Raw genomic sequence first — 23,480 nt, 5'->3', positions numbered from 1 at the left:
TGAATTCAGCCACTAATTGTATAAATCATGTTTAGGTGTCGAGTAAACATCACCCCCACCGATTTTTATTCCCAAAATAGCGGCAACTTTTTTGCTTATGAGCTCAATATCAAATGCTGCCGCTGATACGGGACTGAAATCAATAATGGAGCGCTGGGAGGCATTGGCCTCCGGGACGCACTCATCCCGGTGAATCATCCCTAACAATTGATCGCCTAAGCGTTGCTCGAAGAATTGCGAGACATCCTGGCTAATTTGGCGACGATTATCACTTTGGTTGACCACGAAATAGGTGCCCAATTTGTTGTCCAGAGGTGCACCAGTGAGCTTACCTTTCTCGACTTGAGGTAATAGTGATAAGGATGCGGTATCTGCCAGCATCACAACCAAATGCATATCGGCAATTCCCTGCATCGTTTTTAATGCCGGACTTGGGCCGGGTGGAAAATCTGCAATGACCACTAATCCGGGGTAATTCAGAACTGAATGTAGCCCGCGCTGTAAAAAATGCGGATCAGAAATTAATTTGTGTTCAAATGCCAGCCGTTTATCTTCGTCAACATCACCATAAGGCAACACAAAGGTATTAGTACCCGCCTTAAGAATAAATTGACTCCAGTCAGATGCATGGTCTGATTCAGAGACATAACCACGTTCATCGGATAACGGCACACCAAAATGTAAACGTAGAGCATTTTGTACATCAAAATCAATTACTAAGACTTTACTGCCACTACGAGCCAGTGAATGTGCCAAATTGGCTGCAAAAGTTGTTTTACCTACACCACCTTTCGGTGAACATATACAAACTAACGGCATAAGGCGATGCTCTCTAACAGAGATTGTAAAGGAATATCTCGTGAGGACTTGGCAAAAATAACCTGGTGCGATTGAGGCCCCTTTGGCGAGAAAATATGTTTAAATTCAGTCTTATTACCTGAATCTAACTTATCAAATGATGAGGATAAAATTTGTGTGGTTGGTTTGAGTTCAGCAAGAGGCGATGTGACTGTTGAATGCTCTGAATGTGACTCCGGCGCGGGTGTTGTCGGCGTAGGTGGCGCAGGGAAAAGCGACTCTATTATGGCAGGTCGCGCTACTGTTCTGGGATTCTGTAAAAAATCACTATTTATCTGCCGCGTTCCACTCATTTTTTTTAACGCGTCAGGCTCGGCAAACTCAGCGGCTGAAATAGGTTGAGGTGTCGGCTGTGTCGTCCGACCATTTTCTAGCAGTGAATTACTCTCTTGCGATGACATCTGTTTTATTAATGCCCATGTAGATCCACTTTTTTTAGCTTCACCTTCAGATATTTCTTTATAATTAATGTCTTGCATGTCTATTCTATCTTTAAACTGCTTAATATCATCATATTTATTCATCAGTACGCACCAGTTTTGATACAAGACGTTTAAAATAAATCCGGCATTAGACTATGTTGTGGATTTTCTCGGTAAAAATCTCATACAAGCAATAATAGTTCTATAGCTTTATGATTATATTCTGATTAATCCACTGTAATACCCTAAATATAGGTCAATATCGCAAATTGTGTTTAGCACGACGTCGGATAAAGCGGATTATCATTTTTTCGGCAGGTTATCATCTTACAGTCAGCATTAGCCTTTGAATAGCTCGTTATATACTACGGCACTATACGACTAAATGAGCTTTGGCATATACGGTAGGGAGATAATCTTGATGCGAAATGGAGCCAGAATCCCGAAGGGGTGAGTCCTGCTGGCAGGGCGAATAATCGAACGGCGTTCGATGGAGAGTCAAACGTCAGAAAGCAAAAAACCAGCTGTTAAGCTGGTTTCTTTAAATATGGTGCCCGGACTCGGACAACCCGCGAGCGGTGTTGAACGTCGCTTGCGACGGCCCCGAAGGGGTGAGTCCTGCTGGCAGGGCGAATAATCGAACGGCGTTCGATGGAGAGTCAAACGTCAGAAAGCAAAAAACCAGCTGTTAAGCTGGTTTCTTTAAATATGGTGCCCGGACTCGGAATCGAACCAAGGACACGGGGATTTTCAATCCCCTGCTCTACCGACTGAGCTATCCGGGCAACGGGGCGCATTAAACCGTATTGGCCGCTGATCGTCAACGAATTTATAGCTTAAAACCGTTAAAACTGTGCTGATCGCTCTCTTTTCAGACAAGAATTGATGAAATCCACCTAGATTGCCATCAAATTCTGTTTTGAGCCGCTAGCTCAGTGCACCATTTTTACGGCATTGCGCGACATCCAATACATCTTCCGCCAACTGTTTAGCAACTTCAACATCCTGTAGCTGGCGCTTAACTAGCAGCTTGCTTAGGCAACCTTCCAGAATCAGCTCCATCTGTTGTGCGACCATGCTCGCATCATCGGCATCCATCTCGCGCAATAGCTCTTGTGTATAGTGCAATGATGCTTGCTTTTGTTGTTCTGCCAACTGGTGGATCGGATGTTCGTCATTGGGATAGAAACTGCACGCCGCAATAAACAGGCAGCCGGGGTAGCGCTGATTTTGCACTTGTTCACTGAGCGTTTGGTAGCGCGCCAAGAGCTTTTGCTTCGGCGATAAGGTTTCGTCTAACTGCAACTGACGCCGCCAGGTATCTATCTGCTGGCCATGGTAGCGCAGGCAGTCATACAGTAATGCCTCGCGATCGGGCCAAAAACGGGTCAGGTCACTGATTTCGAGCGAGACCTCTTTTGCCAGCATCTCCAGAGTGGTATTTGCCAGTCCTTGTTGCTCTAACAGATTGAGCGCACTGCTTAATACTTGTTCACGTTGCACGTTGCTCTCCTCCACTTTGTCTCTGGCAAGTGTGGTTTACCGCACTCTATTGCGCAATGTAGTTTATCGCGCAACGGGTTCAACACGATAGGCCACTCAACCTGGGGTAGCTCTCTCTACCTGCTGACTCCGTACCTTATCACTACTGTGGCGTGATTTGGCTAACTCTTTCGTGGCTTATTGCTAGCACTCTAAATGTGATGCCATTTTCAGCACGCCATAGTCTGTGAAGCAGTCCGCATTATATTGTGCATCTGCCTATAACCATTCACTAATAACTTATTATTCCTGTTCTTTTGCCCGATGGTTTATTGGAACGTGGTTTCTATAATGATTATCGTGAATTGTAGCGATATCGAATCGTACAGAAACAGGCGCAAGATTAAGCAACAAAATGCTTGCCATGTGCGCTGGCAACCTGAATTGCATAACGTCCTGCATCGAGCCTTCGTTCAGACCGGGCGTTCTATCATAAGGATCGAAAATGAGTCTCCCAAATTATCCTAATCAGTTCCGCCGCAACCTACAGCAGGGGCAAACCCTTATCGGCTGTTGGAGTGCGCTGGCAAATCATATTTCAGCTGAAGTGCTGGGTCTGGCGGGTTTCGACTGGTTGGTATTGGACGGTGAACATGCCCCGAACGATGTCACGACATTTATTCCGCAGCTTATGGCGCTGAAAGGCAGCAACAGTGCCCCCGTGGTGCGCGCACCCTGCAATGAACCGATTATTATCAAGCGGTTATTGGATATCGGTTTCTACAACTTCCTGATTCCTTTCGTTGAGAGTGAAGAGGAGGCTGCTCGTGCGGTGGCTTCAACCCGCTATCCGCCAGCGGGCATACGTGGCGTTTCCGTCTCTCACCGTGGCAATAATTACGGCACCGTGCCGGACTACTTCGCCACCATCAACGACAACATTACCGTGCTGGTGCAAATCGAAAGTCAGCTAGGGGTCGACAATCTGGATGCTATCGCCGCTGTCGAGGGGGTGGATGGCATATTTGTCGGGCCGGGGGATCTCTCAGCTGCGCTGGGCTATTTGGGGCAACCCAACCATCCCGAAGTACAAAAAGTGATTCGCCATATTTTTGACCGCGCAAAAGCGCAGGGCAAACCGAGCGGCATTCTGGCGCCAGTTGATGCCGATGCCCGCCGTTATCTGGAGTGGGGGGCAACCTTTGTGGCGGTCGGCAGTGATTTGGGTATCTTCCGCAGTGCAACTCAGGCGCTGTGCGACAAATTTAAAAAATAGTGTTGGGTCTGTTTTAAACATTCAGCGCTGCCGTATTGACGGCCTTGCGACTTAAATTGAGGAGTAATAAATGAAAATCGGCTTTATTGGTTTAGGAATTATGGGAAAGCCAATGAGTAAAAATCTGCTGAAAGCAGGCTACTCATTAATTGTCCTTGATCGGAATGCTGCGGCACTGGATGAGCTGCTTAGTGCAGGGGCAACTGCGGCGGCGACGCCAAAAGCGCTGGCGGCAGAGTGTGACATTATCATCACCATGCTACCTAACTCACCCCATGTGAAAGAGGTCGTCTTGGGTGAGAACGGCGTGATTGAAGGTGCCAGACCGGGTGCTGTGTTGATTGATATGAGTTCGATTGCCCCTTTGGTCAGCCGTGAAATTAGCGAAGCACTGGCAGTAAAACAGGTGGCCATGTTAGATGCGCCGGTTAGTGGTGGCGAACCTAAAGCCATTGATGGCACCTTGTCAGTGATGGTCGGTGGCGATAAAGCGGTGTTCGACAACTGCTTCGATATCATGAAAGCGATGGGCGGCTCAGTGGTGCATACCGGTGATATTGGTGCCGGTAATGTGACCAAACTGGCGAATCAAGTGGTGGTGGCGCTGAATATCGCGGCAATGTCTGAAGCGCTGGTCTTGGCGACCAAGGCGGGGGTGAATCCCGATCTGGTCTTCCAGGCGATTCGCGGTGGGTTGGCGGGCAGCACTGTACTGGAAGCCAAAGCGCCGATGGTGATGGATCGCAACTTCAAACCGGGTTTTCGTATTGATTTGCATATCAAAGATCTGGCAAATGCCCTCGACACCTCTCACGGTGTAGGTGCGCAATTGCCATTGACGGCGGCGGTCATGGAGATGATGCAGGCATTGAAAGCGGATGGGTTGGGCAACGCCGACCACAGTGCGCTGGCCTGTTATTACGAGAAATTGGCCAAAGTTGAAGTGACACGTTAATCAGTGGTGCCGGCACTTGCGGTGCCGGCTATTGGGTAGCAAAGCTATACTGATAAGCATCCCGAAGTCCAAAACGGCTGGTTGATAAAGTCTGAGCCTGCGTGACGTCGGATAGCTCATGAGATTGAATCATTTATGAAAATAGTCATCGCCCCGGACTCTTATAAAGAAAGTTTATCCGCGCTAGAGGTTGCGGTGCAGATTGAAGCGGGTTTTCGCACCCAGTTTCCTGACGCGCAATATATCAAGTTGCCAGTTGCTGATGGTGGCGAAGGCACGGTTGAAGCCATGGTCGCGGCGACGGCCGGTAGGATTATCAAGGTTGATGTGACCGGCCCGTTAGGTGATAACGTCGATGCTTTTTATGGTATCTCCGGTGATGAGCAGTGCGCATTTATTGAAATGGCTGCCGCCAGCGGGCTAGAGCTGGTGCCACTGGCGCAGCGCAATCCACTGAAAACCACCTCCTATGGCACGGGTGAACTGATTCTTCATGCGCTGAATCAGGGGGTGAAACATATCATCATCGGTATCGGTGGCAGTGCCACCAATGATGGCGGCGCAGGTATGGTGCAGGCGCTTGGGGTTAAGCTGCTGAATAAGCAGGGCCAACAGCTAGGTTTTGGGGGTGAAAAACTGGCTGAACTGGATGTGATTGATACTACTGCCCTCGACCCGCGGATTCAGCAGTGTCAAATCGATGTTGCCTGTGATGTCACCAATCCGCTGACGGGCAGTGAAGGGGCCTCGGCTGTTTTTGGGCCACAGAAAGGCGCGACAGCTGACATGATCATCTCGTTGGATGAGGGGCTGTTGCACTACGCCGGTGTGATTAAACGTTATTTGGATATTGACGTTGATCAGGTCGAAGGGGCGGGGGCTGCGGGTGGGTTAGGTGCGGGGCTGCTCGCATTTTGTGGGGCGAGCTTGAGTCCTGGCATCGATATTGTGACGGATGCCCTAGGTCTGGACGCGCTGGTTCGCGACGCAACTTTTGTGATTACCGGCGAGGGGCGTATCGACAGCCAAACCATTCACGGCAAGGTGCCCGTTGGGGTCGCCAGAGTTGCCAAGCGCTATAACAAACCGGTGATTGGTATTGCCGGTAGTCTGACCGACGATGTCGATGTGGTGTACGAGCATGGCCTGGATGCGGTATTTAGTGTGATCTACACTATTTGCACCCTAGAGCAGGCGCTGGATAGTGCCGCTGATAATGTGTTCAGGGCCGCGCGGAACATTGCCGCGACACTGGCGATTGGCATGGCAGCGGGCAAAGACTAATTTTCTGTCGAGCAGGGCTGACGATCGATTGGCCCTGACCGCCGGATAGCTCAACATTTTCCCACAACACCTCACCTGCATTCGCCATTTTTGTGACCCTCACCGCAACTCTCTCTCTTTGTGATGCAAGTTGGGCATTTGTCCAATGTAATCCCCCATCAGACCTCATATGCTAATGCATCAGCCCAAACTGAGGCCCTCTTATGAGTGTATATAATCTTGATCCCCGGCTAGCCCAGGAGATAGTTACCCGTACCATGAAGATCATTGATACCAATATTAATGTGATGGATGGTAAAGGGAGAATCATTGGCAGCGGCGATGAAGAGCGCCTCGGTGAGCTGCATGAAGGGGCGCTATTGTCGCTCTCTCATGGTCGGATCGTCGATATTGATGACGCTGTTGCCCGCCAACTACATGGCGTCAGGCCGGGGATCAACCTGCCGCTGCGCCTCGAGGGTGAGATAGTCGGCGTGATTGGTTTGACCGGCAATCCGGGCCAATTGCGCCAATATGGCGAACTGGTGTGTATGGCCGCAGAGATGATGATGGAGCAGGCGCGATTAGTGCATTTGCTGGCGCAAGATAGCCGCCTGCGTGAAGAGCTGGTACTCAACCTAATTCGTACTGAAGAGATATCACCCGCGCTGATTGAATGGGCGCAGCGCCTGGGGGTCGATATTAATGAGCCGCGCGTGGTGGCGGTGGTGGATGTGGACAGCGGCCAGTTGAGTGTCGATAGCGCAATGTCAGAACTGCAGGAGCTACAAACGCTACTGACGACGCCGGAGCGCAACAACCTGATTGCGATTGTGTCCCTGACCGAAATGGTGGTGCTGAAACCGGCGCTGAACAGCCATGGCCGCTGGGATGCCATCGACCACCGGCGGCGGATGGAGTCGTTGCTCTCTCGCATGACGGAACGAGGTCGCCTGCGGGTGCGGCTCTCATTAGGGAACTTCTTTACCGGCCCCGGCAGCATTGCCCGCTCATACCGCACCGCCCGCACCACAATGGCGGTGGGTAAACAGCGGCTGCCGGAGCAGCGCAGCTACTACTATCAGGATCTGGTGTTGCCAGTTCTGCTAGACAGTTTGCGCGGCGGCTGGCAAGCCAATGAGTTGGCCCTGCCGTTAGCCAAATTGCGGGCCATGGACAGTAATGGCCTGCTGCGCCGCACCCTGGCCTGCTGGTTTCGCCACAACGTGCAACCCACTGCCACGGCAAAAGCGCTGTTTATTCACCGCAACACCCTGGAGTATCGGCTGAATCGTATTTCGGAGCTGACGGGGCTGGATTTGGCGAATTTCGACGATCGCCTATTGCTGTATGTGGCCTTGCAGTTGGGTGAGCAAGAGTAGTGGCGTGAAGAGCGGCAAAATGGGGGAAAAAAATGGCCGGATGAGTGACCCGGCCAGCTGGCGATGCGGAAAGTGTTAGGTCACAGGCGCTGGGTTAAACACCGCCAAGGCATTGCGCAGCCCCCATTGATCTGACCAGGTGCGTTTGCGGTCGCTGGCAATATCCAGAATTAATTCAAATAATTGCTGACCGACCTCTTCGATTGTTGCATCACCGGTAGCAATGGTTCCGGCATCAATATCCATCAAATCATGCCAGCGATTGGCCAGATCGGTGCGTGTTGCCATTTTGATCACCGGCACCGCGGCTAAACCATATGGTGTGCCGCGCCCGGTGGTAAACACCTGCACAGTAATGCCAGACGCCAGTTGTTGTGTGCCGCAGACGAAATCACTGGCGGGTGTGGCAGCAAAGATCAATCCACGTTGAGTTGGGCGTTGGCCCGGCGAGAGCACTTCCGCAATGGCGCTGCTGCCCGATTTGGCAATTGAACCCAATGCTTTTTCAACCACGTTAGCCAGCCCGCCCTTTTTGTTACCCGGCGAAGGGTTGGCGCTGCGGTCAGTTTTACCGGTTTCGAGATAGTCGTCGTACCATTTCATCTCTTCGAGCAGCCTTCTACCCACCTCTTTGTTAACGGCGCGTGGTGTTAGCAAGTGGATGGCATCGCGGACTTCGGTCACTTCCGAGAACATGACGGTTGCCCCGCAGCGCACCAGCAAGTCAGAGGCGTAGCCCACCGCAGGGTTAGCGGTCACACCGGAAAAAGCATCGCTGCCGCCACACTGCATACCTACCACTAGATCAGAGGCCGGGCAGGTTTCGCGCTGGCGCAGGTTCAGGCGTTGCAGGTGCTTTTCAGCCAGTTGCAGGATGTCATCAACCATGGAGCGGAAGCCAACGTGTTTCTCATCCTGTAGGCGCACAATATTACTCTCATCCAGTGAGATAACCTGCACATCCGGCGTCCCTTCCAATAGGCGCTCAGGTTGCAGTTTTTCACAGCCCAGGCCCACCACCATCACTTCGCCGCCAAAATTGGGGTTGAGTGCCAGATTGTGAATGGTACGAATTGGCACCACGGCCGCCGGTGCATTGATTGCCACGCCACAGCCATAGAGGTGATTTAGCGCCACCACGCCGTCGACATTCGGGTATTTCGGCAGTAGTGTGCGCTCAATAATATTGACTACATAGTCCACTACGCCCGCCACGCAATGTACGCTGGTGGTAATGGCGAGCAGGTTTTTGGTGCCGACACTGCCGTCTGCATTGCGGTAGCCCTCGAAGGTATAACCTTCCAGTGGCGGCAGCGGCGCGGGGACGGCGGTGGCAAGGGGCAAGCTTTCCAGCGCCGGTGCGGCGGGTAACTCGACCAGTGATTCATCTATCCAGCCACCACGGGCAATATCACGCACTGCCAAACCAATCACCTCAGCATAGCGAATAATCGCCCCACCTTTAGGGATATCAACCAAGGCGACTTTATGGCCCTGCGGGACATGCTCAATCAGTTCGAGACCACATTTAAACCGGGTGCCAGCACAAAGCCCATGGTTATTCACCACAATGGCAACGTTATCCGCGTCCTGTACTTTAATATAAAGCGGGGTGTCTACAGGACTATGACCAATGCTCATAATATTATCCTTATAATATTTATCTCGATAACATAACTGTTACTATTCTAAATGCCGCATTTTTCTTATTTTTATTCCATCAAGATGTTTTCAATTCTAGCCGTTTGATATCACCGACAATAAATAAGTAACAGAACATCGCCATAATGGCAGAGCAACCCACAAAGATTAATGCTGCATTAAAGGAGTGTAACTCTTTAACCAAGTAGCCGATAACCAAAGGTGTGACGATGGAAGCAACATTACCAAATACGTTAAACATCCCCCCACACAGGCCGACAATCTCTTTAGGTGCGGTATCGGCAATCACCGGCCAACCTAAGGCCCCGAAACCTTTACCGAAGAAGGCTAATGCCATCAATGCCACAACCACGAAATCGCTGTCGACGTAGTTACACAGAATAATACTTGATGCCAATAACATGCCTAATACGATCGGCACTTTACGTGCAAAAGTCAGTGAATGGCCGCGTTTAATCAGTGAGTCTGAGAATACGCCGCCTAATACACCACCGGCAAATCCACATAAGGCGGGAATTGATGCAACCATCCCCACTTTTAGAATAGACATCCCTTTATCTTGCACCAGATAAATAGGGAACCACGTCAGGAAGAACCAGGTGATAGTATTAATGAAGTATTGCCCAAAGAATACGCCCAACATCATACGACTAGATAACAGTTGTTTCATGTAATCTAATTTAGGGCCACTCTTATGGCCATCTGGCTTTTTGTGATCCATATCAACAACGGCACCGCCTTGTTTTATGTATTCAAGCTCAGAAGCAGACATATCAGGGTGATCGGTTGGGTTATGAATAAACTTAACCCAAGCAATGGTTAATACAAAACCTAACCCACCCATGACGGTAAATACATGCTGCCAGCCCCAGGCAAAGGTTAAATAACCTAGCAGTGGAGAGAATATCGCCAGCGAGAAGTATTGTGCGGAGTTAAATATTGCTGATGCGGTGCCCCTCTCTTTCGTCGGGAACCAGGCCGCAACAATTCTGGCATTAGCCGGGAAGGAGGGAGCCTCAGAAAAACCCAACATAAAGCGCATGATAAACATGGAGATAGCAGCATAGGCTATCGGGAACATGTCAACAAAGCCTTGCGTAAAGGTGAAGAGTGACCAGAAGAATAAACTGTAGGTGTAGACCCGTTTGGAGCCGTAGCGGTCTAGCAGCCAGCCACCGGGTATTTGCATCAATAGGTAAGCCCAACCGAATGCAGAGAAAATATACCCCATGGCAACTGCATCTAATTGTAGCTCTTTTGCCACTTCAGTGCCCGCAATCGATAATGTTGCCCGGTCAGCATAGTTAATTGCAGTCACAATAAAGATAATTAATAATATTATATATCGGACGTGGGTCCGTTTTTCAGGTACAGCGGCTTCCAGACTCATTTTTATACCCTCTATAAATCATTTTTAAGGTTGCCGCATTTAAATTCGTTATGAATAAGATGCAATAACCTATTTTTTATTTGGTGTTATATAACTGCAAAATTTAACTCGCAAAAATGTCTTCGTTAGCGCTGTAGACATTATATGGATAATGGCAATCAATCGCATTGTGCATCGGCCCAAAAAAATGCGGGTAAATTATTTAATTGTTGTGTGGCTGTACAGCTCAATGGGGTTAACATCACAATTAATCTTGATTTAAATAAAATGCCGTTGAATTCTGAAATTAATGTGATCTGGATCGCTATTTAAGCGTGGGTGATTAAGAGAATAATTAATTTATCAATTCGCATTAAGCCAATCAATTCTCTTTATAATGGTGGGTTAGTGGGTTAATTCCCTGTTTGAATGTTTTTCTCCCCAATTTAATACTTTTTCACTCTGTGCATTTGCCCGGTTAATTAGACAAAAATATCGGCAATAGCACGATTCTTTTGCATTAAAAATTAATTGTAATAACACAATATCATAGCCACTATGTTTGTATGGTTAATGAATTGATAGAGTTGTGACGAGTTGTTGCAAATAATAACTATTTATCCAGCAATGGCATGACTTCTGGGAAGAAATAAGATGAATCCATTTATTGTTGCTGACGCCGAAAGCTGTATTGGTTGTCGGAGTTGTGAAGTTGCTTGTGTGGTGGCGCATCATGAGGGCAAATTCCCCGAGAAGCCGGAATACTTCACACCACGGCTTAAGGTATTTAAAGGCCAGCAACTCTTTAATAACAGAGTCAGTGCGACGGCGGTCTTTTGTCATCACTGTGAAGATGCCCCCTGTGCCAGCACTTGCCCCAATGGGGCCATTGTTGAGATAAATAACAGCGTTCAGGTTATTCAGGAAAAATGTATTGGCTGTAAAACCTGCATCATCGCCTGTCCATTTGGCATGATGATGGTGGTGACTGAGACTGTCCAGCCTGCCAGCCATCGTCTGGCCGATGCTTATTTGCGCACAGAAGCGCAGAAATGCGACCTCTGTGTTGACCAGCCGGATGGCCCAGCCTGCATCAAAACGTGCCCCACTCAGGCGCTGACACTGGTCGATCAGCACTATCTGCTGAACCAACAGCGGCTAAAACATCAGCGCGCGGCACTGAATGAGCACAATGGCCGCCTGTTTAGCAGCGCCACTTCTGCCGCTGTGACTCACACTTTCAGCCCGCTAAGCAAAAATATCCGCGATGTCGCCCCAGTCAACTTGTTGCAGCGGCCACGCACCCCACGGCAGGAGCCGAAAAAGATCCCCCTGGCGGAGCGCAAAAGCAGCTTTGCTGAAATCTATCTGCCGTTCACCGACGGTCAGATCAATGAGCAAGCTGAGCGCTGCCTGAATTGTGGCGATAAAACTATCTGCCAGTGGAGTTGCCCGCTGCATAATGCGATTCCAAAATGGATCGCCTTGGCCCATCAGGGGCGGATTCACGAAGCGGCAGAGTTATCCCATCAAACCAGTAGTTTGCCGGAGATTTGTGGCCGCGTATGCCCGCAAGATCGCCTGTGTGAGCAGGCCTGCACACTGAATGATCACGACGGGGCGGTCACCATTGGCCAGATTGAGCGGCATATCACGGAGAGCGCACTGGCAACAGGCTGGCGGCCCGATATGTCGCAGGTTAAACCGACAGGTAAGCGGGTGGCGATTATTGGTGCCGGGCCGGCGGGCTTAGGCTGCGCGGATATTCTGGTGCGCAATGGCATCACGCCAGTGGTGTTTGATCGCTATCCCGAAATTGGCGGCTTACTGACCTTTGGTATCCCGGCGTTCAAATTGGAAAAAGGGGTGATGAGCCGTCGACGCGAGATTTTCAGCGAGATGGGCGTCGAGTTTTGCCTGAATACCGAAATTGGCCGCGATATCACCATGGAGAGTCTGCTCAGTGATTTTGATGCGCTTTTCCTTGGCGTCGGCACCTACCATTCGATGCGCTCTGGATTGGAAAACGAAGATGCTTCAGGGGTTTACGATGCATTGCCATTTCTGATTGGTAATACCCAACATCTGATGGGCTATTCCGCCAGCAGCGCTCACCCTTATGTCAGTATGGAGAACCAGCGGGTGGTGGTGTTAGGTGGCGGCGATACGGCGATGGATTGTGTGCGCACCTCGCTGCGCCATCGAGCTGCTCATGTCATTTGTGCCTATCGTCGCGATGAAAAGAGCATGCCCGGCTCCAAACGGGAGGTCAAAAATGCGCGCGAGGAGGGGGCTGAATTTATGTTCAATCTCCAGCCGCAACGGATTGAAGTGGATGATCAGGGGCAGGTGACGGGCATCAAAATGGTGCGAACCGAAATGGGGCAGGCTGATGCCAAAGGGCGGCGGCAAGCCCAGCCAATCGCCGGTTCTGAACATATCGTGCCTGCCGATGCGGTGGTTATGGCATTTGGTTTCAGCCCGCATCGTATGTCGTGGTTGGCCGAACACAATGTCGTGCTGGATAAACAGGGGCGAGTGGTGGCACCGACCATCTCCGGTTACCCCTATCAAACCAGCAATCCCAAGATCTTCGCCGGTGGTGATATCGTGCGCGGCGCTGACCTGATGGTGACCGCGATTGCTGAGGGGCGCAAAGCGGCCGAGAGCATCGCTTATTACCTTAATGTTTTGTAGCTCTAAGCCGAATGAAGTTACTGCCGCTGGTCTTTTAAATGCTGCAAGAACTCAGCAGCATCCATAAAGCCGGTCACTCTGGCAGCAGTCACCTCGTTCCCCTGTGCATCGAAAAACAGGATGGTCGGGAGGCCCAACACATTCAGTTTTTTCAACATCGCCGCATGTTCGGCGCTGTTAGCCGTCACATCGGCTTGAATTAGCAGGGTATCGGCTAACTGGCGCTGTACCTGTTCATCACTGAAGGTATATTTTTCAAACTCTTTGCAGGCGACGCACCAGTCGGCGTACAGATCCAGCATCACCGGCTTGCCCTGTGCCTGGGCCAGTGCGGCTTGCAACTGCGGTAAGTTGGCGACGGGCTTAAACGCTAAATGGGTAATCTCATTTGGCGATCTGTGGTCGTTAAAGGCCCAATCCTGTAGCGGACGGGCGGCGATTAGCAGCGCTGCCAGCAGCAATAGCTGGCAAGCACGCGCCCAACCAGAGTGCGCTTTCAGGCTAAGGACAAAGGCCCAGCCGAAGAAGGCGACGGCCAGTAGGCTCCATAAGCGCAAGCCCCAAACATCCCCCAGCACCCTTTCGAGTAAGAAGACCGGCAGTGCCAGAATCACGAAACCGAAAGCTTCTTTGACATACTGCATCCACGGGCCGCTGCGGGGGATCAGCTTGTTGCCGAACAGTGTCACAATCACCAGCGGAATACCCATCCCCAATGCATACAAATAGAGCGTGCCGCCACCGGCCAGCATATTCCCGCTTTGTGCGATATACAGCAGGATGGCGCTAAGCGGGGCGGTAGTGCATGGTGAGCAGATCAGGCCCGCCAGCGCGCCCATTGCAAAAACACCCGCCAGTGAACCGCCGCGTTGGCTGCTGCTCCACTGTACCAGGCGGGTTTGCAGTGACGAGGGCAGTTGCAGCGAATAGAGGCCAAACATTGATAACGCCAGCAGCACGAACAGCGCCGATAACCCAATCAACACATAGGGGTGCTGTAGCGCGGCTTGAAACTGTAACCCTGCCGCGGCGACTACCAAGCCGAGCAAGGTGTAGGTCAGCGCCATCCCTTGCACATAGATCACCGCCAACAGCAATATCCGCCGCTGACTGTGGGGCTTCTCACGGCCAAGAATGATGGCTGAAATCAGGGGATACATCGGTAACACGCAGGGGGTAAAGGCGATGCCGATACCAATCAACAGCGCCCACAATGGCGAGAAGGGCAGTTCAGCCGGTGCCGGAGCCACATCATTTGTAGCAGGGGCAGTGGCTGCAGTCGCGGGTGCAGGGGTTGCTCCGGCGAGCACCGCTGCCAGCGGCACGACTCGTGTTTCCGGCGGATAGCAGAAGCCTGCTTCGGCGCAGCCCTGATAGGTTACGCTAACGCTCGCGCCATCACCCGCCTGTGTAATGGGGATTTTCAGTGTTAACTGCTGCTTGAAAATCGCCACTTCACCATAGAATTCATCATGATGCGCGATGCCTTCCGGCAGGGCGAAAGCGCCAAGAGTGGCGTTTTGCGGCACAATTTTAATTTGCTGGCGATACAGATAGTAGTCGGGGTGAATCTGCCAACTCAGTGTGAGTTGGTCGCCCTGCTGGCGAAAATCAAAGGCAAATGCTTGATCTACCGGAATAAATCGGCTCTGGCTGCTTTTTTGGCCGAAAGCGGCATTTTCACCAAACAGTGAAGCCTGTGCGCTGTGCGGCGCGAGTAAAATGCTGCACAGCAGCAGAATCAGAGTAAGGAAGCGTTGAGCCATGACAGGTAATCTTTATCTCCGTCCCGTACCGGTAACACCAGCAGTTCCGGCGTTTGGTAGGGGTGATGCTGTTTGATAAAACTGAGAAGTGCATGTTGATGAGCCACATTGCTTTTGAACAATAGCTGGACTTCATACTCTTGCTGGAGCTTGCCTTCCCAGTAGTAAATCGAGGTCGCACCTGGCAACAATGTCGCACAGGCGGCCAGTTTTTCACCCAGAACCTGCGCGGCTAAATCTTGTGCGCTGGCTTCATCAGGGGCGGTGCACAATACCACAATTGCATCACAAATAATTGCATCACAATCAGACATCTTAACCTCGTGGGTTGTGTGACTTAGATGAAGAAGTGAACACTATAGCGCGAGCAGGGGCTGGTCAGAAGATGATTTATGTCACGATGGGATAGGGCGGAGAAAACAGGGCGCATGACGCGCCCCATTGATAGTTGACAAATTACAGAACCAAACCGCCCATCACGAAGCCGAAACAGACGGCCAGTGCTACCCCGATGGTGCCTGGGATGAAGAACGGATGGTTAAACACGAAGCGACCAATGCGGGTGGTGCCGGTGTCATCCATTTGTACTGCGGCGACCAGTGTTGGGTAGGTCGGTAGAATGAACAGACCAGAAACCGCAGCGAAAGATGCAATGGCTGCCAGTGGTGAAACGTTCAGCGCCATTGCCATTGGCATCAATGCCTTGGCAGTTGCCGCCTGGGAGTAAAGCAGTGCTGAACAGAAGAAGAAGATAACCGCCAGCAACCATGAGTGAGCTTGAATCAAGCTACCCGCAGTCTCTTTAATCCACTCCAGATTGTGCTGCACAAAGGTATCACCCAACCAGGCTACACCCAGAATACAGATACAGGCACTCATACCGGCTTTGAAAGTACTGGAGTTCAGGATTGAATCGGTATCAACCGAGCAGATCAGCGTGGTGATGGTCGCCACACTCAGCATGATGATCAGGATAGCATTGGTGGTGTTCATCAGCGGTGTTGCCACCAGACCGACACTTGGACTGTTGATGATGGCATAAGCCACAACACACAATACGCCCGCCAGGAACAGCAGCACAGAGGTTTTAGCCCGTGGTTTGATCACTTTTACTGTATCGCCACGTAGCGTCACCAAGCCCTCTTCCAAACGTTTCAGATAGACAGGGTCATCTGACAGTTTGGAGTTAAAGCATAAGGAGATGATAAGTGACATCACCAGCACGGCACACAGGGTGGATGGAATGACGATCATCAGCAGATGTAAGTAGCTGACGCCGTGGCCTTCCATGACTGAAGACATATAGACCACTGCCGCAGAAATTGGTGATGCGGTGATGGCGATTTGCGCGGAAACTACGGCGGTAGAGAGTGGACGGCAAGGTTTGATGCCTTGTTCTTTCGCCACTTCTGCAATCACCGGTAGAGCGGATAGAGAGATGTTACCTGTCCCTGCAAAGATGGTCAGAAAATAGGTGACCACCGGTGCAAGGATAGTGATGTGTTTTGGGTTCTTGCGCAGTAACTTTTCAGTTTGCTGCACCAGATAGTCCATGCCGCCTGCGACCTGCATTGCAGAGATTGCAGCAATAACCGCCATAATGATTGAAATAACGTCAAAGGGAATGCTGCCGGGTTTGACGCCAATAATCGCCAATACCAGAACACCAATCCCACCCGCAAAGCCGATACCGATACCACCTAACCTGGCCCCTAAAAAAATGGCCAGCAGAACGATGACTAATTCTACGGCTATCATAGTGTTTACTCCTTGATCCAAATGAAAAATTAAAGTTAAAAAATTGTGTTTGCCAGAAAGTAAAAAGGCACGCTGTCCAGAGGAGCATGCGTGCCTTATCGGGCTACCGGATGATTATTTTATTGTTCATTTTCATCGGTATAACGTTTCGCTTTATAGGCCGGGTGCATCAGATTCTCAACAGAGAAAATGTCGTCCAGCTCGGCTTCAGTTAATAAGCCGCGTTCCAGAACCACTTCCCGTACATTTTTACCGGTTTCCGCACAGATTTTGCCCACAATGTCACCGTTATGGTGGCCAATGAATGGGTTGAGATAGGTGACGATACCGATGGAGTTAAAGACGTAACGCTCGCAAACCTCTTTGTTGGCAGTAATGCCGTTAATGCATTTTTCCAACAGGTTGTAACAAGCATTTGTCAGGATATGGATGGACTCAAACATTGCCTGGCCAATCACTGGCTCCATGACGTTCAACTGGAGCTGACCTGCTTCGGCCGCCATAGTAATGCAAGTGTCGTTACCGATCACCTTAAAACAGACCTGGTTAACCACTTCTGGAATCACTGGATTCACTTTAGCTGGCATGATTGAAGAGCCGGCCTGCAACTCTGGCAGGTTGATCTCATTCAAACCAGTACGTGGACCTGATGACAGCAGACGTAAGTCATTACAGATTTTTGACATCTTAACGGCCAGACGTTTCAGGGCGCTATGCACCATCACATAAGCACCGCAGTCGGAGGTCGCTTCAATCAAATCCTCTGCTGGAATACATGGCAAGCCACTGATTTCAGAAAGTTTTTTGATTGCCAGTTCGGAGTAACCCTCTGGTGTATTTAGCGCAGTACCGATAGCGGTAGCACCTAGGTTAACTTCCAGTAGCAACTCTGCAGTGCGTTGCAGGTTTTTAGTCTCTTCGTTCAGCAGCACCTGGAAAGCACGGAACTCCTGACCCAGCGTCATTGGTACAGCATCCTGTAACTGGGTGCGCCCCATTTTCAGAATTTTCTCGAATTCTTTGGATTTTCTACCGAAACCTTCGCCTAATTCATTGATAGCGTCGATCAACTTCATAATGGAGGCGTAGACCGCAATGCGGAAGCCGGTTGGGTAGGCATCGTTGGTGGACTGACATTTGTTCAGATGGTCGTTAGGGTTAAGGTATTGATACTCCCCCTTCTGGTGACCCATCAGTTCCAGACCAATATTGGCCAGAACTTCGTTGGTATTCATGTTTAAAGAGGTACCGGCGCCGCCTTGGAACACGTCTACCGGGAACTGATCCATACACTTCCCTTTATCCAGAACTTCGTCACATGCCTGAATAATAATGTCAGCAATCTTACGAGGGATAGTGTGCAGCTCTTTGTTCGCCATTGCCGCCGCTTTTTTAACCATAACCATGCCGCGAACAAATTCTGGAACATCACTGATTTTGCTGTTACTGATATAGAAGTTTTCAATCGCACGCAGGGTATGAACACCGTAGTAAGCCTCTGCGGGGACTTCTCGTGTACCTAACAGGTCTTCTTCAATACGAATGTTATTTGACATGAGAACCTTCTCTAATGTGCTGTCTTGTTTTGTATTTGTTAACTAAATTATACCGCCGTGGACGCAATATGATGCCGTGTTGCACCTTTCATGCGGAAAGATTAACCATTCATCTTATTGCTGACAGGATCATATGCTGCCTAATAATAAAAAGCCTTGAACTAGGATCACTATATGGTCGTAATTAATTGAGATGATCTGATATCTGTGATTTCACTCACAGTTAGACTAATTAGTAATAAAAGTATCTCCTCAGCTTGAAAAGCTTGTCAACCACCACCACTTCATTGAGGTCAACCCAGATTGAAGGGGGAGCTGACGCCTAAATCCGTAACTAAGGGGAAATAAGGGCGAGTCAGCACCAGTTGGGTTAAGGTTTTCATGGTATCTGTCAGGCAGGGTTACCTGATGAGGGGTACTGAATGATTGGAATAAGGAGAACGCGGTGCGTTGGTTACCGTTAGCGCTGATATTTTTATTGGCATACATAGAAATATCGATATTTATCAAGGTCGCAGCTGTGCTGGGTGTCTTAGTGACCCTGCTGCTAGTGATCCTTAGCTCCTGCGTGGGGATATCTCTGGTGCGCAACCAAGGGATCAAAACCTTTATGCAGATGCAGCAAAAACTGGCTGCCGGTGAAAGCCCCGCAGCAGAAATGGTTAAGAGTGTTTCGCTGATTTTAGCTGGCTTCTTGTTACTGATCCCCGGCTTCTTCACCGACTTCCTCGGCTTGCTGCTACTGTTACCACCGATTCAAAAATCGTTGACGCTAAAGTTGATGCCACATCTGAACATTTATCGTGGCGGCGGTTTTGGTACAGGCAGCGGCCCAATGGGGGGCGGAAATACCTTTGACGGCGAGTTTCAGCGTAAAGCCGATGATCGCTACACTGTAGAGCACCGTCCGGATGAGGATGATAAATCTACAGATAATCGTTTTAAAGATGATAGGTAAGCAGTAGTTCCTTGCTAATGGCTTGTTTATTAATCATAAGTTTATAATGTCAATGACAGGTTTTTCTTTGGGTAAGGGTGATGAAGTGGATAAAACAACCCACTTTCAGGCGAGAAAAAATGAATTTTTTTTTGTCCTCTCCCTTGAAGCGATAAGAGATCGCCCCCATTTAGAAAGCCACGGTATCGGTTATGAAGGCAGACCGATATTAATCCTAAATCTGATACGGACCTTCTCATAGGAGAGCTATCAATGAAAATTCGTCCATTGCATGACCGCGTTATCGTCAAGCGCAAAGAAGTTGAATCCAAATCTGCTGGCGGCATCGTTCTGACTGGCACTGCAGCGGGTAAATCTACCCGTGGTGAAGTTCTGGCAGTCGGCAATGGTCGCATCCTGGATAACGGTGAGATCAAGCCGCTGGATGTGAAAGTAGGCGACATCGTTATTTTCAACGATGGTTATGGCGTGAAGTCAGAGAAGATCGACCATGAAGAAGTGTTGATCATGTCCGAAAGCGACATTCTGGCAATTGTTGAAGCGTAATCACGCTCTCTAATCTTCTGAACTGAACGAGTTAAGGGAAATACCAATGGCAGCTAAAGACGTAAAATTCGGTAACGACGCACGCATCAAAATGCTACGCGGCGTAAACATCCTTGCTGATGCAGTGAAAGTGACCCTAGGCCCGAAAGGCCGTAACGTAGTTCTGGATAAGTCTTTCGGCTCTCCAACTATCACCAAAGACGGTGTATCAGTTGCACGTGAGATCGAACTGGAAGACAAGTTCGAGAACATGGGCGCACAGATGGTTAAAGAAGTTGCCTCTAAAGCGAATGACGCGGCGGGTGACGGTACCACTACTGCAACTGTATTGGCTCAATCCATTATCACTGAAGGTCTGAAAGCAGTTGCGGCCGGCATGAACCCAATGGACCTGAAGCGCGGTATCGACAAAGCAGTTATCGCTGCGGTTGAAGAACTGAAAAAACTGTCTGTACCTTGCTCTGATTCTAAAGCTATCGCTCAGGTAGGCACCATCTCTGCGAACTCTGACTCAACCGTGGGTGAGCTGATTGCACAGGCGATGGAAAAAGTAGGTAAAGAAGGCGTTATCACCGTTGAAGAGGGTTCTGGTCTGCAAGATGAACTGGACGTTGTAGAAGGTATGCAGTTCGACCGTGGCTACCTGTCTCCTTACTTCATCAATAAACCAGAAACGGGTTCGATTGAACTTGAAAGCCCATTCATCCTGTTGGCTGACAAGAAAATCTCTAATATCCGTGAAATGCTGCCAGTACTGGAAGCAGTAGCGAAAGCGGGTAAACCACTGCTGATCATTGCAGAAGACGTTGAAGGCGAAGCGTTGGCGACTCTGGTTGTTAACACCATGCGCGGTATCGTGAAAGTGGCTGCTGTTAAAGCACCTGGTTTCGGCGATCGTCGTAAAGCTATGCTGCAAGACATCGCAACTCTGACTGGCGGTACTGTTATCTCTGAAGAGATCGGTCTGGAACTGGAAAAAACCACTCTGGAAGATCTGGGTCAGGCAAAACGTATTGTTATCAACAAAGACACTACCATTATCATTGATGGCGTAGGCGACGAAGCTGCAATTCAGGGCCGTGTTACTCAGATCCGTCAGCAAATTGAAGATGCGACTTCTGACTACGACAAAGAAAAACTGCAAGAGCGTGTTGCTAAACTGGCTGGCGGCGTTGCCGTTATCAAAGTGGGCGCCGCAACTGAAGTTGAAATGAAAGAGAAGAAAGCACGTGTTGAAGATGCTCTGCACGCAACCCGCGCCGCAGTAGAAGAGGGCGTTGTTGCTGGTGGTGGTGTTGCACTGATTCGTGCGGCATCTGCTATCACTGCTTCTGGCCTGAAAGGCGACAACGAAGACCAGAACGTAGGTATCAAAGTTGCTCTGCGCGCGATGGAATCTCCACTGCGTCAGATCGTGGTTAACGCCGGTGAAGAAGCCTCAGTTATCGCGAACAACGTTAAAGCGGGTTCAGGTAGCTACGGTTACAACGCATACAGCGAAGAGTACGGCGACATGATCGCGATGGGTATCTTGGATCCAACTAAAGTGACTCGTTCTGCTCTGCAGTACGCAGCCTCTATTGCTGGCCTGATGATCACCACCGAGTGCATGATCACTGACCTGCCACGTGATGACAAAGGCGGTGATATGGGCGCTGGCGGCATGGGTGGTATGGGCGGCATGGGCGGCATGATGTAATGCTCCCAATCTTTCGGTTACCGTTTAGATAATGGCAACCGAAGGTAAAGCTGTTGATAAAAGCGAGTGGGGTAACCTGCTCGCTTTTATTTTATTTATGATGACTAAACCTGCTATTTCCAAACCTGTCATAACCCCGTCCCAATAGAGCATCATACTCGGTCTTTTCTGATTCAAATTTTTGCAATCTAACGCCCTAAAAGCGGTTTTATTTCATTCGGTGAGATGATGACAGGACTTTTTTTAGCTTCTGCGCTAATTTAATGTGTAAACTATTGGCTATCAGTCTCGATATTGGGTATCTGGATAATTTCGGCAACGGATGCCTAAGCGGCGGCGGTGCTTTCTGGTAATCTTTAGCGTGATTCTCAACTTAGAATGGAGAAAAAAATGCGGATTAAAGTGTTACTTGGTCTTTCAGCAGCGCTGTTGCTGGCAGGTTGTAGCTCCACTAACCAATTGAGTTCGGCAGGCGAGCAAGTGAAGTTCTCCGATACCAAACCGGGTAGTGAATGTCAGTTGGTCGGTCAGGTGACTGGGGTTCAGAGCAACTGGTTATCAGGTGGCGGCGGTGAAAGCAGCTCTATGCGCGGTGCAGCAAATGACTTGCGTAATAAAGCAGCTGCCATGGGGGGTAACGTGATTTATGGTGCGACCAGCCCGAGCGAAACCTTCTTATCAAGCTTTGCGCCACTAGACAGCAAAATGGTTGGCGAAGTTTATAAGTGCCCTTGATAAGCTGAGGTACGAGTTGAAACAAGGGATGCCATGGCATCCCTTTATTGTTTGGTTACTCACTCTGCATTAATCGCAGGTCCAGTGGTGTTTTACTGGGTTGCCCGCCGATCTCTCGTGCCAGACGTGGGACCAAATAACCGGATACGCGGCTGAGCAAGCCTTTCATTAATTGTCGCGCCTCATCATCATCGACCATAAAGTGAGCAGCACCTTGCACTTTATCTAGGACGTGAATGTAGTAAGGCAAAATCCCTGCATCAAACAAAGCATTACTCAATGTTGCCAGTACCTCTGCATCATTATTGACGCCGCGCAGCAGCACGCTCTGGTTTAATAGCGTGACACCCGCCTGTTTCAGTTGTGCCATACTGTCTCGCAAGGGCTGATCGATTTCATTGGCATGGTTTATATGTGTGACCATCAACACCTGCAATCGTGAATCACTCAACCGCTGGCACAGAGCCGCAGTAATTCGGGCAGGGATCACGACCGGCAAACGTGTGTGGATTCGCAACCGTTTGATGTGGCTGATGCTTTCTAGTTCATCCAATAACCAGCTCAACTCACTGTCTTTAGCCATCAATGGGTCGCCGCCCGAAAAGATGATCTCATCCAGCTCAGGATGTTGGCGGATATAATCCAGCGCCTGATGCCAATTGGCTTTATTGCCTTGGTTATCCTGATAAGGGAAATGGCGGCGGAAACAGTAGCGGCAATTGACGGCACAACCGCCTTTGACCAGTAATAGCGCGCGGTTGCGATACTTATGCAACAAGCCGGGCACGACACTGCGCTGTTCATCAAGCGGATCGTTGGTAAAACCGGGGGCCGCGATAAACTCTTCACGGGCGGTGAGCACCTGAAGTAATAAAGGGTCGAATGGATCACCTGGCTGCATACGTGCGACAAACGCCCGTGGTACTCTAAGCGGGAATAAACGACGTGCCGCACTGCCTTGTTGCAGGTTAGGGTGCTCATTTAAGAACAGAATTCTTAGCAATTCGTCCGGATCGGTAATTACATCGGCGAGTTGTTGCAACCAATCTTCTCTAATTGGCATGTTTCGGGTTACAATACTTGCCATTTTTTAGGC

Annotated in this window: 19 protein-coding genes and 1 tRNA gene; 9 read left to right on the top strand and 11 right to left on the bottom strand. The window is 49.9% G+C overall.

The genetic code is table 11. The features are described from left to right. Positions 1-12: 12 nt before the first annotated feature. The 4 genes from bcsQ to FFE93_RS19310 form a co-directional block, all read right to left on the bottom strand. Positions 13-819 carry a cellulose biosynthesis protein BcsQ gene (gene bcsQ / locus FFE93_RS19325; protein WP_032898359.1) on the bottom strand — a complete coding sequence of 269 codons (807 nt, stop codon included), beginning with the start codon at positions 817-819 and terminating at the stop codon, positions 13-15. Beyond that, positions 810-1,382 carry a cellulose biosynthesis protein BcsO gene (locus FFE93_RS19320; RefSeq protein WP_138775808.1) on the bottom strand — a complete coding sequence of 191 codons (573 nt, stop codon included), beginning with the start codon at positions 1,380-1,382 and terminating at the stop codon, positions 810-812. Before FFE93_RS19320 ends, bcsQ begins: the two co-directional genes overlap by 10 nt. Positions 1,383-1,989: 607 nt before the next feature. After that, positions 1,990-2,065: transfer RNA gene (locus tag FFE93_RS19315), tRNA-Phe, on the bottom strand. 142 nt (positions 2,066-2,207) lie between these two features. After that, positions 2,208-2,783, bottom strand: a complete 576-nt coding sequence (locus tag FFE93_RS19310) for a transcriptional regulator (RefSeq protein ID WP_032898203.1) — start codon at positions 2,781-2,783, stop codon at positions 2,208-2,210. A 484-nt stretch (positions 2,784-3,267) separates the two neighbouring features. On the opposite strand from FFE93_RS19310, the gene garL reads away from it, so the two are divergent. The 4 genes from garL to FFE93_RS19290 all read left to right on the top strand — a co-directional run bounded on the left by garL (position 3,268) and on the right by FFE93_RS19290 (position 7,638). Next, a complete protein-coding gene (gene garL / locus FFE93_RS19305) occupies positions 3,268-4,038 on the top strand; it encodes a 2-dehydro-3-deoxyglucarate aldolase (protein ID WP_049602969.1) in 771 nt (256 codons plus the stop codon). A 70-nt stretch (positions 4,039-4,108) separates the two neighbouring features. Continuing rightward, complete coding sequence (gene garR, locus FFE93_RS19300; RefSeq protein WP_049602970.1) at positions 4,109-4,993, top strand: 2-hydroxy-3-oxopropionate reductase; 885 nt, start codon at positions 4,109-4,111, stop codon at positions 4,991-4,993. A gap of 135 nt (positions 4,994-5,128) precedes the next feature. Further along, a complete protein-coding gene (locus FFE93_RS19295; protein ID WP_138775806.1) occupies positions 5,129-6,277 on the top strand; it encodes a glycerate kinase in 1,149 nt (382 codons plus the stop codon). 203 nt (positions 6,278-6,480) lie between these two features. Next, positions 6,481-7,638, top strand: a complete 1,158-nt coding sequence (locus tag FFE93_RS19290; RefSeq protein ID WP_032898202.1) for a CdaR family transcriptional regulator — start codon at positions 6,481-6,483, stop codon at positions 7,636-7,638. 75 nt (positions 7,639-7,713) lie between these two features. Here the strand turns inward: FFE93_RS19290 and garD are convergent, their stop codons facing one another. Beyond that, positions 7,714-9,279 (bottom strand): galactarate dehydratase, encoded by a 1,566-nt coding sequence (gene garD, locus FFE93_RS19285; protein ID WP_049602971.1) that lies wholly within the window; start codon positions 9,277-9,279, stop codon positions 7,714-7,716. A gap of 79 nt (positions 9,280-9,358) precedes the next feature. Next, positions 9,359-10,690: an MFS transporter gene (locus FFE93_RS19280; RefSeq protein ID WP_005275841.1), complete on the bottom strand. Its 1,332-nt coding sequence runs from the start codon at positions 10,688-10,690 to the stop codon at positions 9,359-9,361. 633 nt (positions 10,691-11,323) lie between these two features. Between FFE93_RS19280 and aegA the strand changes: the two genes are divergently transcribed. Beyond that, on the top strand, positions 11,324-13,366 hold the full coding sequence (aegA, locus tag FFE93_RS19275; protein WP_138775804.1) for a formate-dependent uric acid utilization protein AegA: 2,043 nt from the start codon (positions 11,324-11,326) through the stop codon (positions 13,364-13,366). A 17-nt stretch (positions 13,367-13,383) separates the two neighbouring features. On the opposite strand, the gene FFE93_RS19270 is transcribed toward aegA, so the two are convergent. From FFE93_RS19270 to aspA, 4 genes are all read right to left on the bottom strand, one after another. Beyond that, entirely contained in the window at positions 13,384-15,132 is a 1,749-nt protein-coding gene (locus FFE93_RS19270) for a protein-disulfide reductase DsbD (protein WP_138775802.1), read from the bottom strand. Continuing rightward, positions 15,108-15,446 carry a divalent cation tolerance protein CutA gene (gene cutA, locus FFE93_RS19265; RefSeq protein WP_032898201.1) on the bottom strand — a complete coding sequence of 113 codons (339 nt, stop codon included), beginning with the start codon at positions 15,444-15,446 and terminating at the stop codon, positions 15,108-15,110. Before cutA ends, FFE93_RS19270 begins: the two co-directional genes overlap by 25 nt. A gap of 142 nt (positions 15,447-15,588) precedes the next feature. Further along, complete coding sequence (locus FFE93_RS19260) at positions 15,589-16,890, bottom strand: anaerobic C4-dicarboxylate transporter (protein WP_138775800.1); 1,302 nt, start codon at positions 16,888-16,890, stop codon at positions 15,589-15,591. A gap of 119 nt (positions 16,891-17,009) precedes the next feature. Further along, a complete protein-coding gene (aspA, locus tag FFE93_RS19255; RefSeq protein WP_004873951.1) occupies positions 17,010-18,446 on the bottom strand; it encodes an aspartate ammonia-lyase in 1,437 nt (478 codons plus the stop codon). 445 nt (positions 18,447-18,891) lie between these two features. Between aspA and FFE93_RS19250 the strand changes: the two genes are divergently transcribed. From FFE93_RS19250 to FFE93_RS19235, 4 genes are all read left to right on the top strand, one after another. Then, on the top strand, positions 18,892-19,404 hold the full coding sequence (locus FFE93_RS19250) for an FxsA family protein (RefSeq protein WP_049602974.1): 513 nt from the start codon (positions 18,892-18,894) through the stop codon (positions 19,402-19,404). Positions 19,405-19,656: 252 nt separating this feature from the next. Continuing rightward, positions 19,657-19,950: a co-chaperone GroES gene (locus FFE93_RS19245; RefSeq protein ID WP_004391824.1), complete on the top strand. Its 294-nt coding sequence runs from the start codon at positions 19,657-19,659 to the stop codon at positions 19,948-19,950. A 46-nt stretch (positions 19,951-19,996) separates the two neighbouring features. Continuing rightward, positions 19,997-21,649 (top strand): chaperonin GroEL, encoded by a 1,653-nt coding sequence (gene groL / locus FFE93_RS19240; protein WP_005275816.1) that lies wholly within the window; start codon positions 19,997-19,999, stop codon positions 21,647-21,649. A gap of 390 nt (positions 21,650-22,039) precedes the next feature. Next, positions 22,040-22,384: a DUF4156 domain-containing protein gene (locus FFE93_RS19235; protein WP_032898200.1), complete on the top strand. Its 345-nt coding sequence runs from the start codon at positions 22,040-22,042 to the stop codon at positions 22,382-22,384. A 55-nt stretch (positions 22,385-22,439) separates the two neighbouring features. Here FFE93_RS19235 and epmB read toward each other — a convergent pair whose 3' ends face one another. Further along, the gene (gene epmB, locus FFE93_RS19230) at positions 22,440-23,471 is read right to left on the bottom strand and encodes an EF-P beta-lysylation protein EpmB (RefSeq protein ID WP_138775798.1); all 1,032 of its coding nucleotides are present in this window, start codon (positions 23,469-23,471) and stop codon (positions 22,440-22,442) included. Positions 23,472-23,480: the final 9 nt, after the last annotated feature.

Origin of the sequence: Yersinia sp. KBS0713 (genome assembly GCF_005937895.2) — a bacterium.
In the GTDB taxonomy this organism is placed as follows: domain Bacteria; phylum Pseudomonadota; class Gammaproteobacteria; order Enterobacterales; family Enterobacteriaceae; genus Yersinia; species Yersinia bercovieri.
This window is presented reverse-complemented; position numbering and strand designations above follow the sequence as displayed.

Coding starts and splice junctions, on each gene's coding strand:
- bcsQ (WP_032898359.1), bottom strand. CDS start 819: ATGCCGTTAGTTTGTATATGTTCACCGAAAGGTGGTGTAGGTAAAACA.
- FFE93_RS19320 (WP_138775808.1), bottom strand. CDS start 1,382: ATGAATAAATATGATGATATTAAGCAGTTTAAAGATAGAATAGACATG.
- garL (WP_049602969.1), top strand. CDS start 3,268: ATGAGTCTCCCAAATTATCCTAATCAGTTCCGCCGCAACCTACAGCAG.
- garR (WP_049602970.1), top strand. CDS start 4,109: ATGAAAATCGGCTTTATTGGTTTAGGAATTATGGGAAAGCCAATGAGT.
- FFE93_RS19295 (WP_138775806.1), top strand. CDS start 5,129: ATGAAAATAGTCATCGCCCCGGACTCTTATAAAGAAAGTTTATCCGCG.
- FFE93_RS19290 (WP_032898202.1), top strand. CDS start 6,481: ATGAGTGTATATAATCTTGATCCCCGGCTAGCCCAGGAGATAGTTACC.
- garD (WP_049602971.1), bottom strand. CDS start 9,279: ATGAGCATTGGTCATAGTCCTGTAGACACCCCGCTTTATATTAAAGTA.
- FFE93_RS19280 (WP_005275841.1), bottom strand. CDS start 10,690: ATGAGTCTGGAAGCCGCTGTACCTGAAAAACGGACCCACGTCCGATAT.
- aegA (WP_138775804.1), top strand. CDS start 11,324: ATGAATCCATTTATTGTTGCTGACGCCGAAAGCTGTATTGGTTGTCGG.
- FFE93_RS19270 (WP_138775802.1), bottom strand. CDS start 15,132: ATGGCTCAACGCTTCCTTACTCTGATTCTGCTGCTGTGCAGCATTTTA.
- cutA (WP_032898201.1), bottom strand. CDS start 15,446: ATGTCTGATTGTGATGCAATTATTTGTGATGCAATTGTGGTATTGTGC.
- FFE93_RS19260 (WP_138775800.1), bottom strand. CDS start 16,890: ATGATAGCCGTAGAATTAGTCATCGTTCTGCTGGCCATTTTTTTAGGG.
- aspA (WP_004873951.1), bottom strand. CDS start 18,446: ATGTCAAATAACATTCGTATTGAAGAAGACCTGTTAGGTACACGAGAA.
- FFE93_RS19245 (WP_004391824.1), top strand. CDS start 19,657: ATGAAAATTCGTCCATTGCATGACCGCGTTATCGTCAAGCGCAAAGAA.
- groL (WP_005275816.1), top strand. CDS start 19,997: ATGGCAGCTAAAGACGTAAAATTCGGTAACGACGCACGCATCAAAATG.
- FFE93_RS19235 (WP_032898200.1), top strand. CDS start 22,040: ATGCGGATTAAAGTGTTACTTGGTCTTTCAGCAGCGCTGTTGCTGGCA.
- epmB (WP_138775798.1), bottom strand. CDS start 23,471: ATGGCAAGTATTGTAACCCGAAACATGCCAATTAGAGAAGATTGGTTG.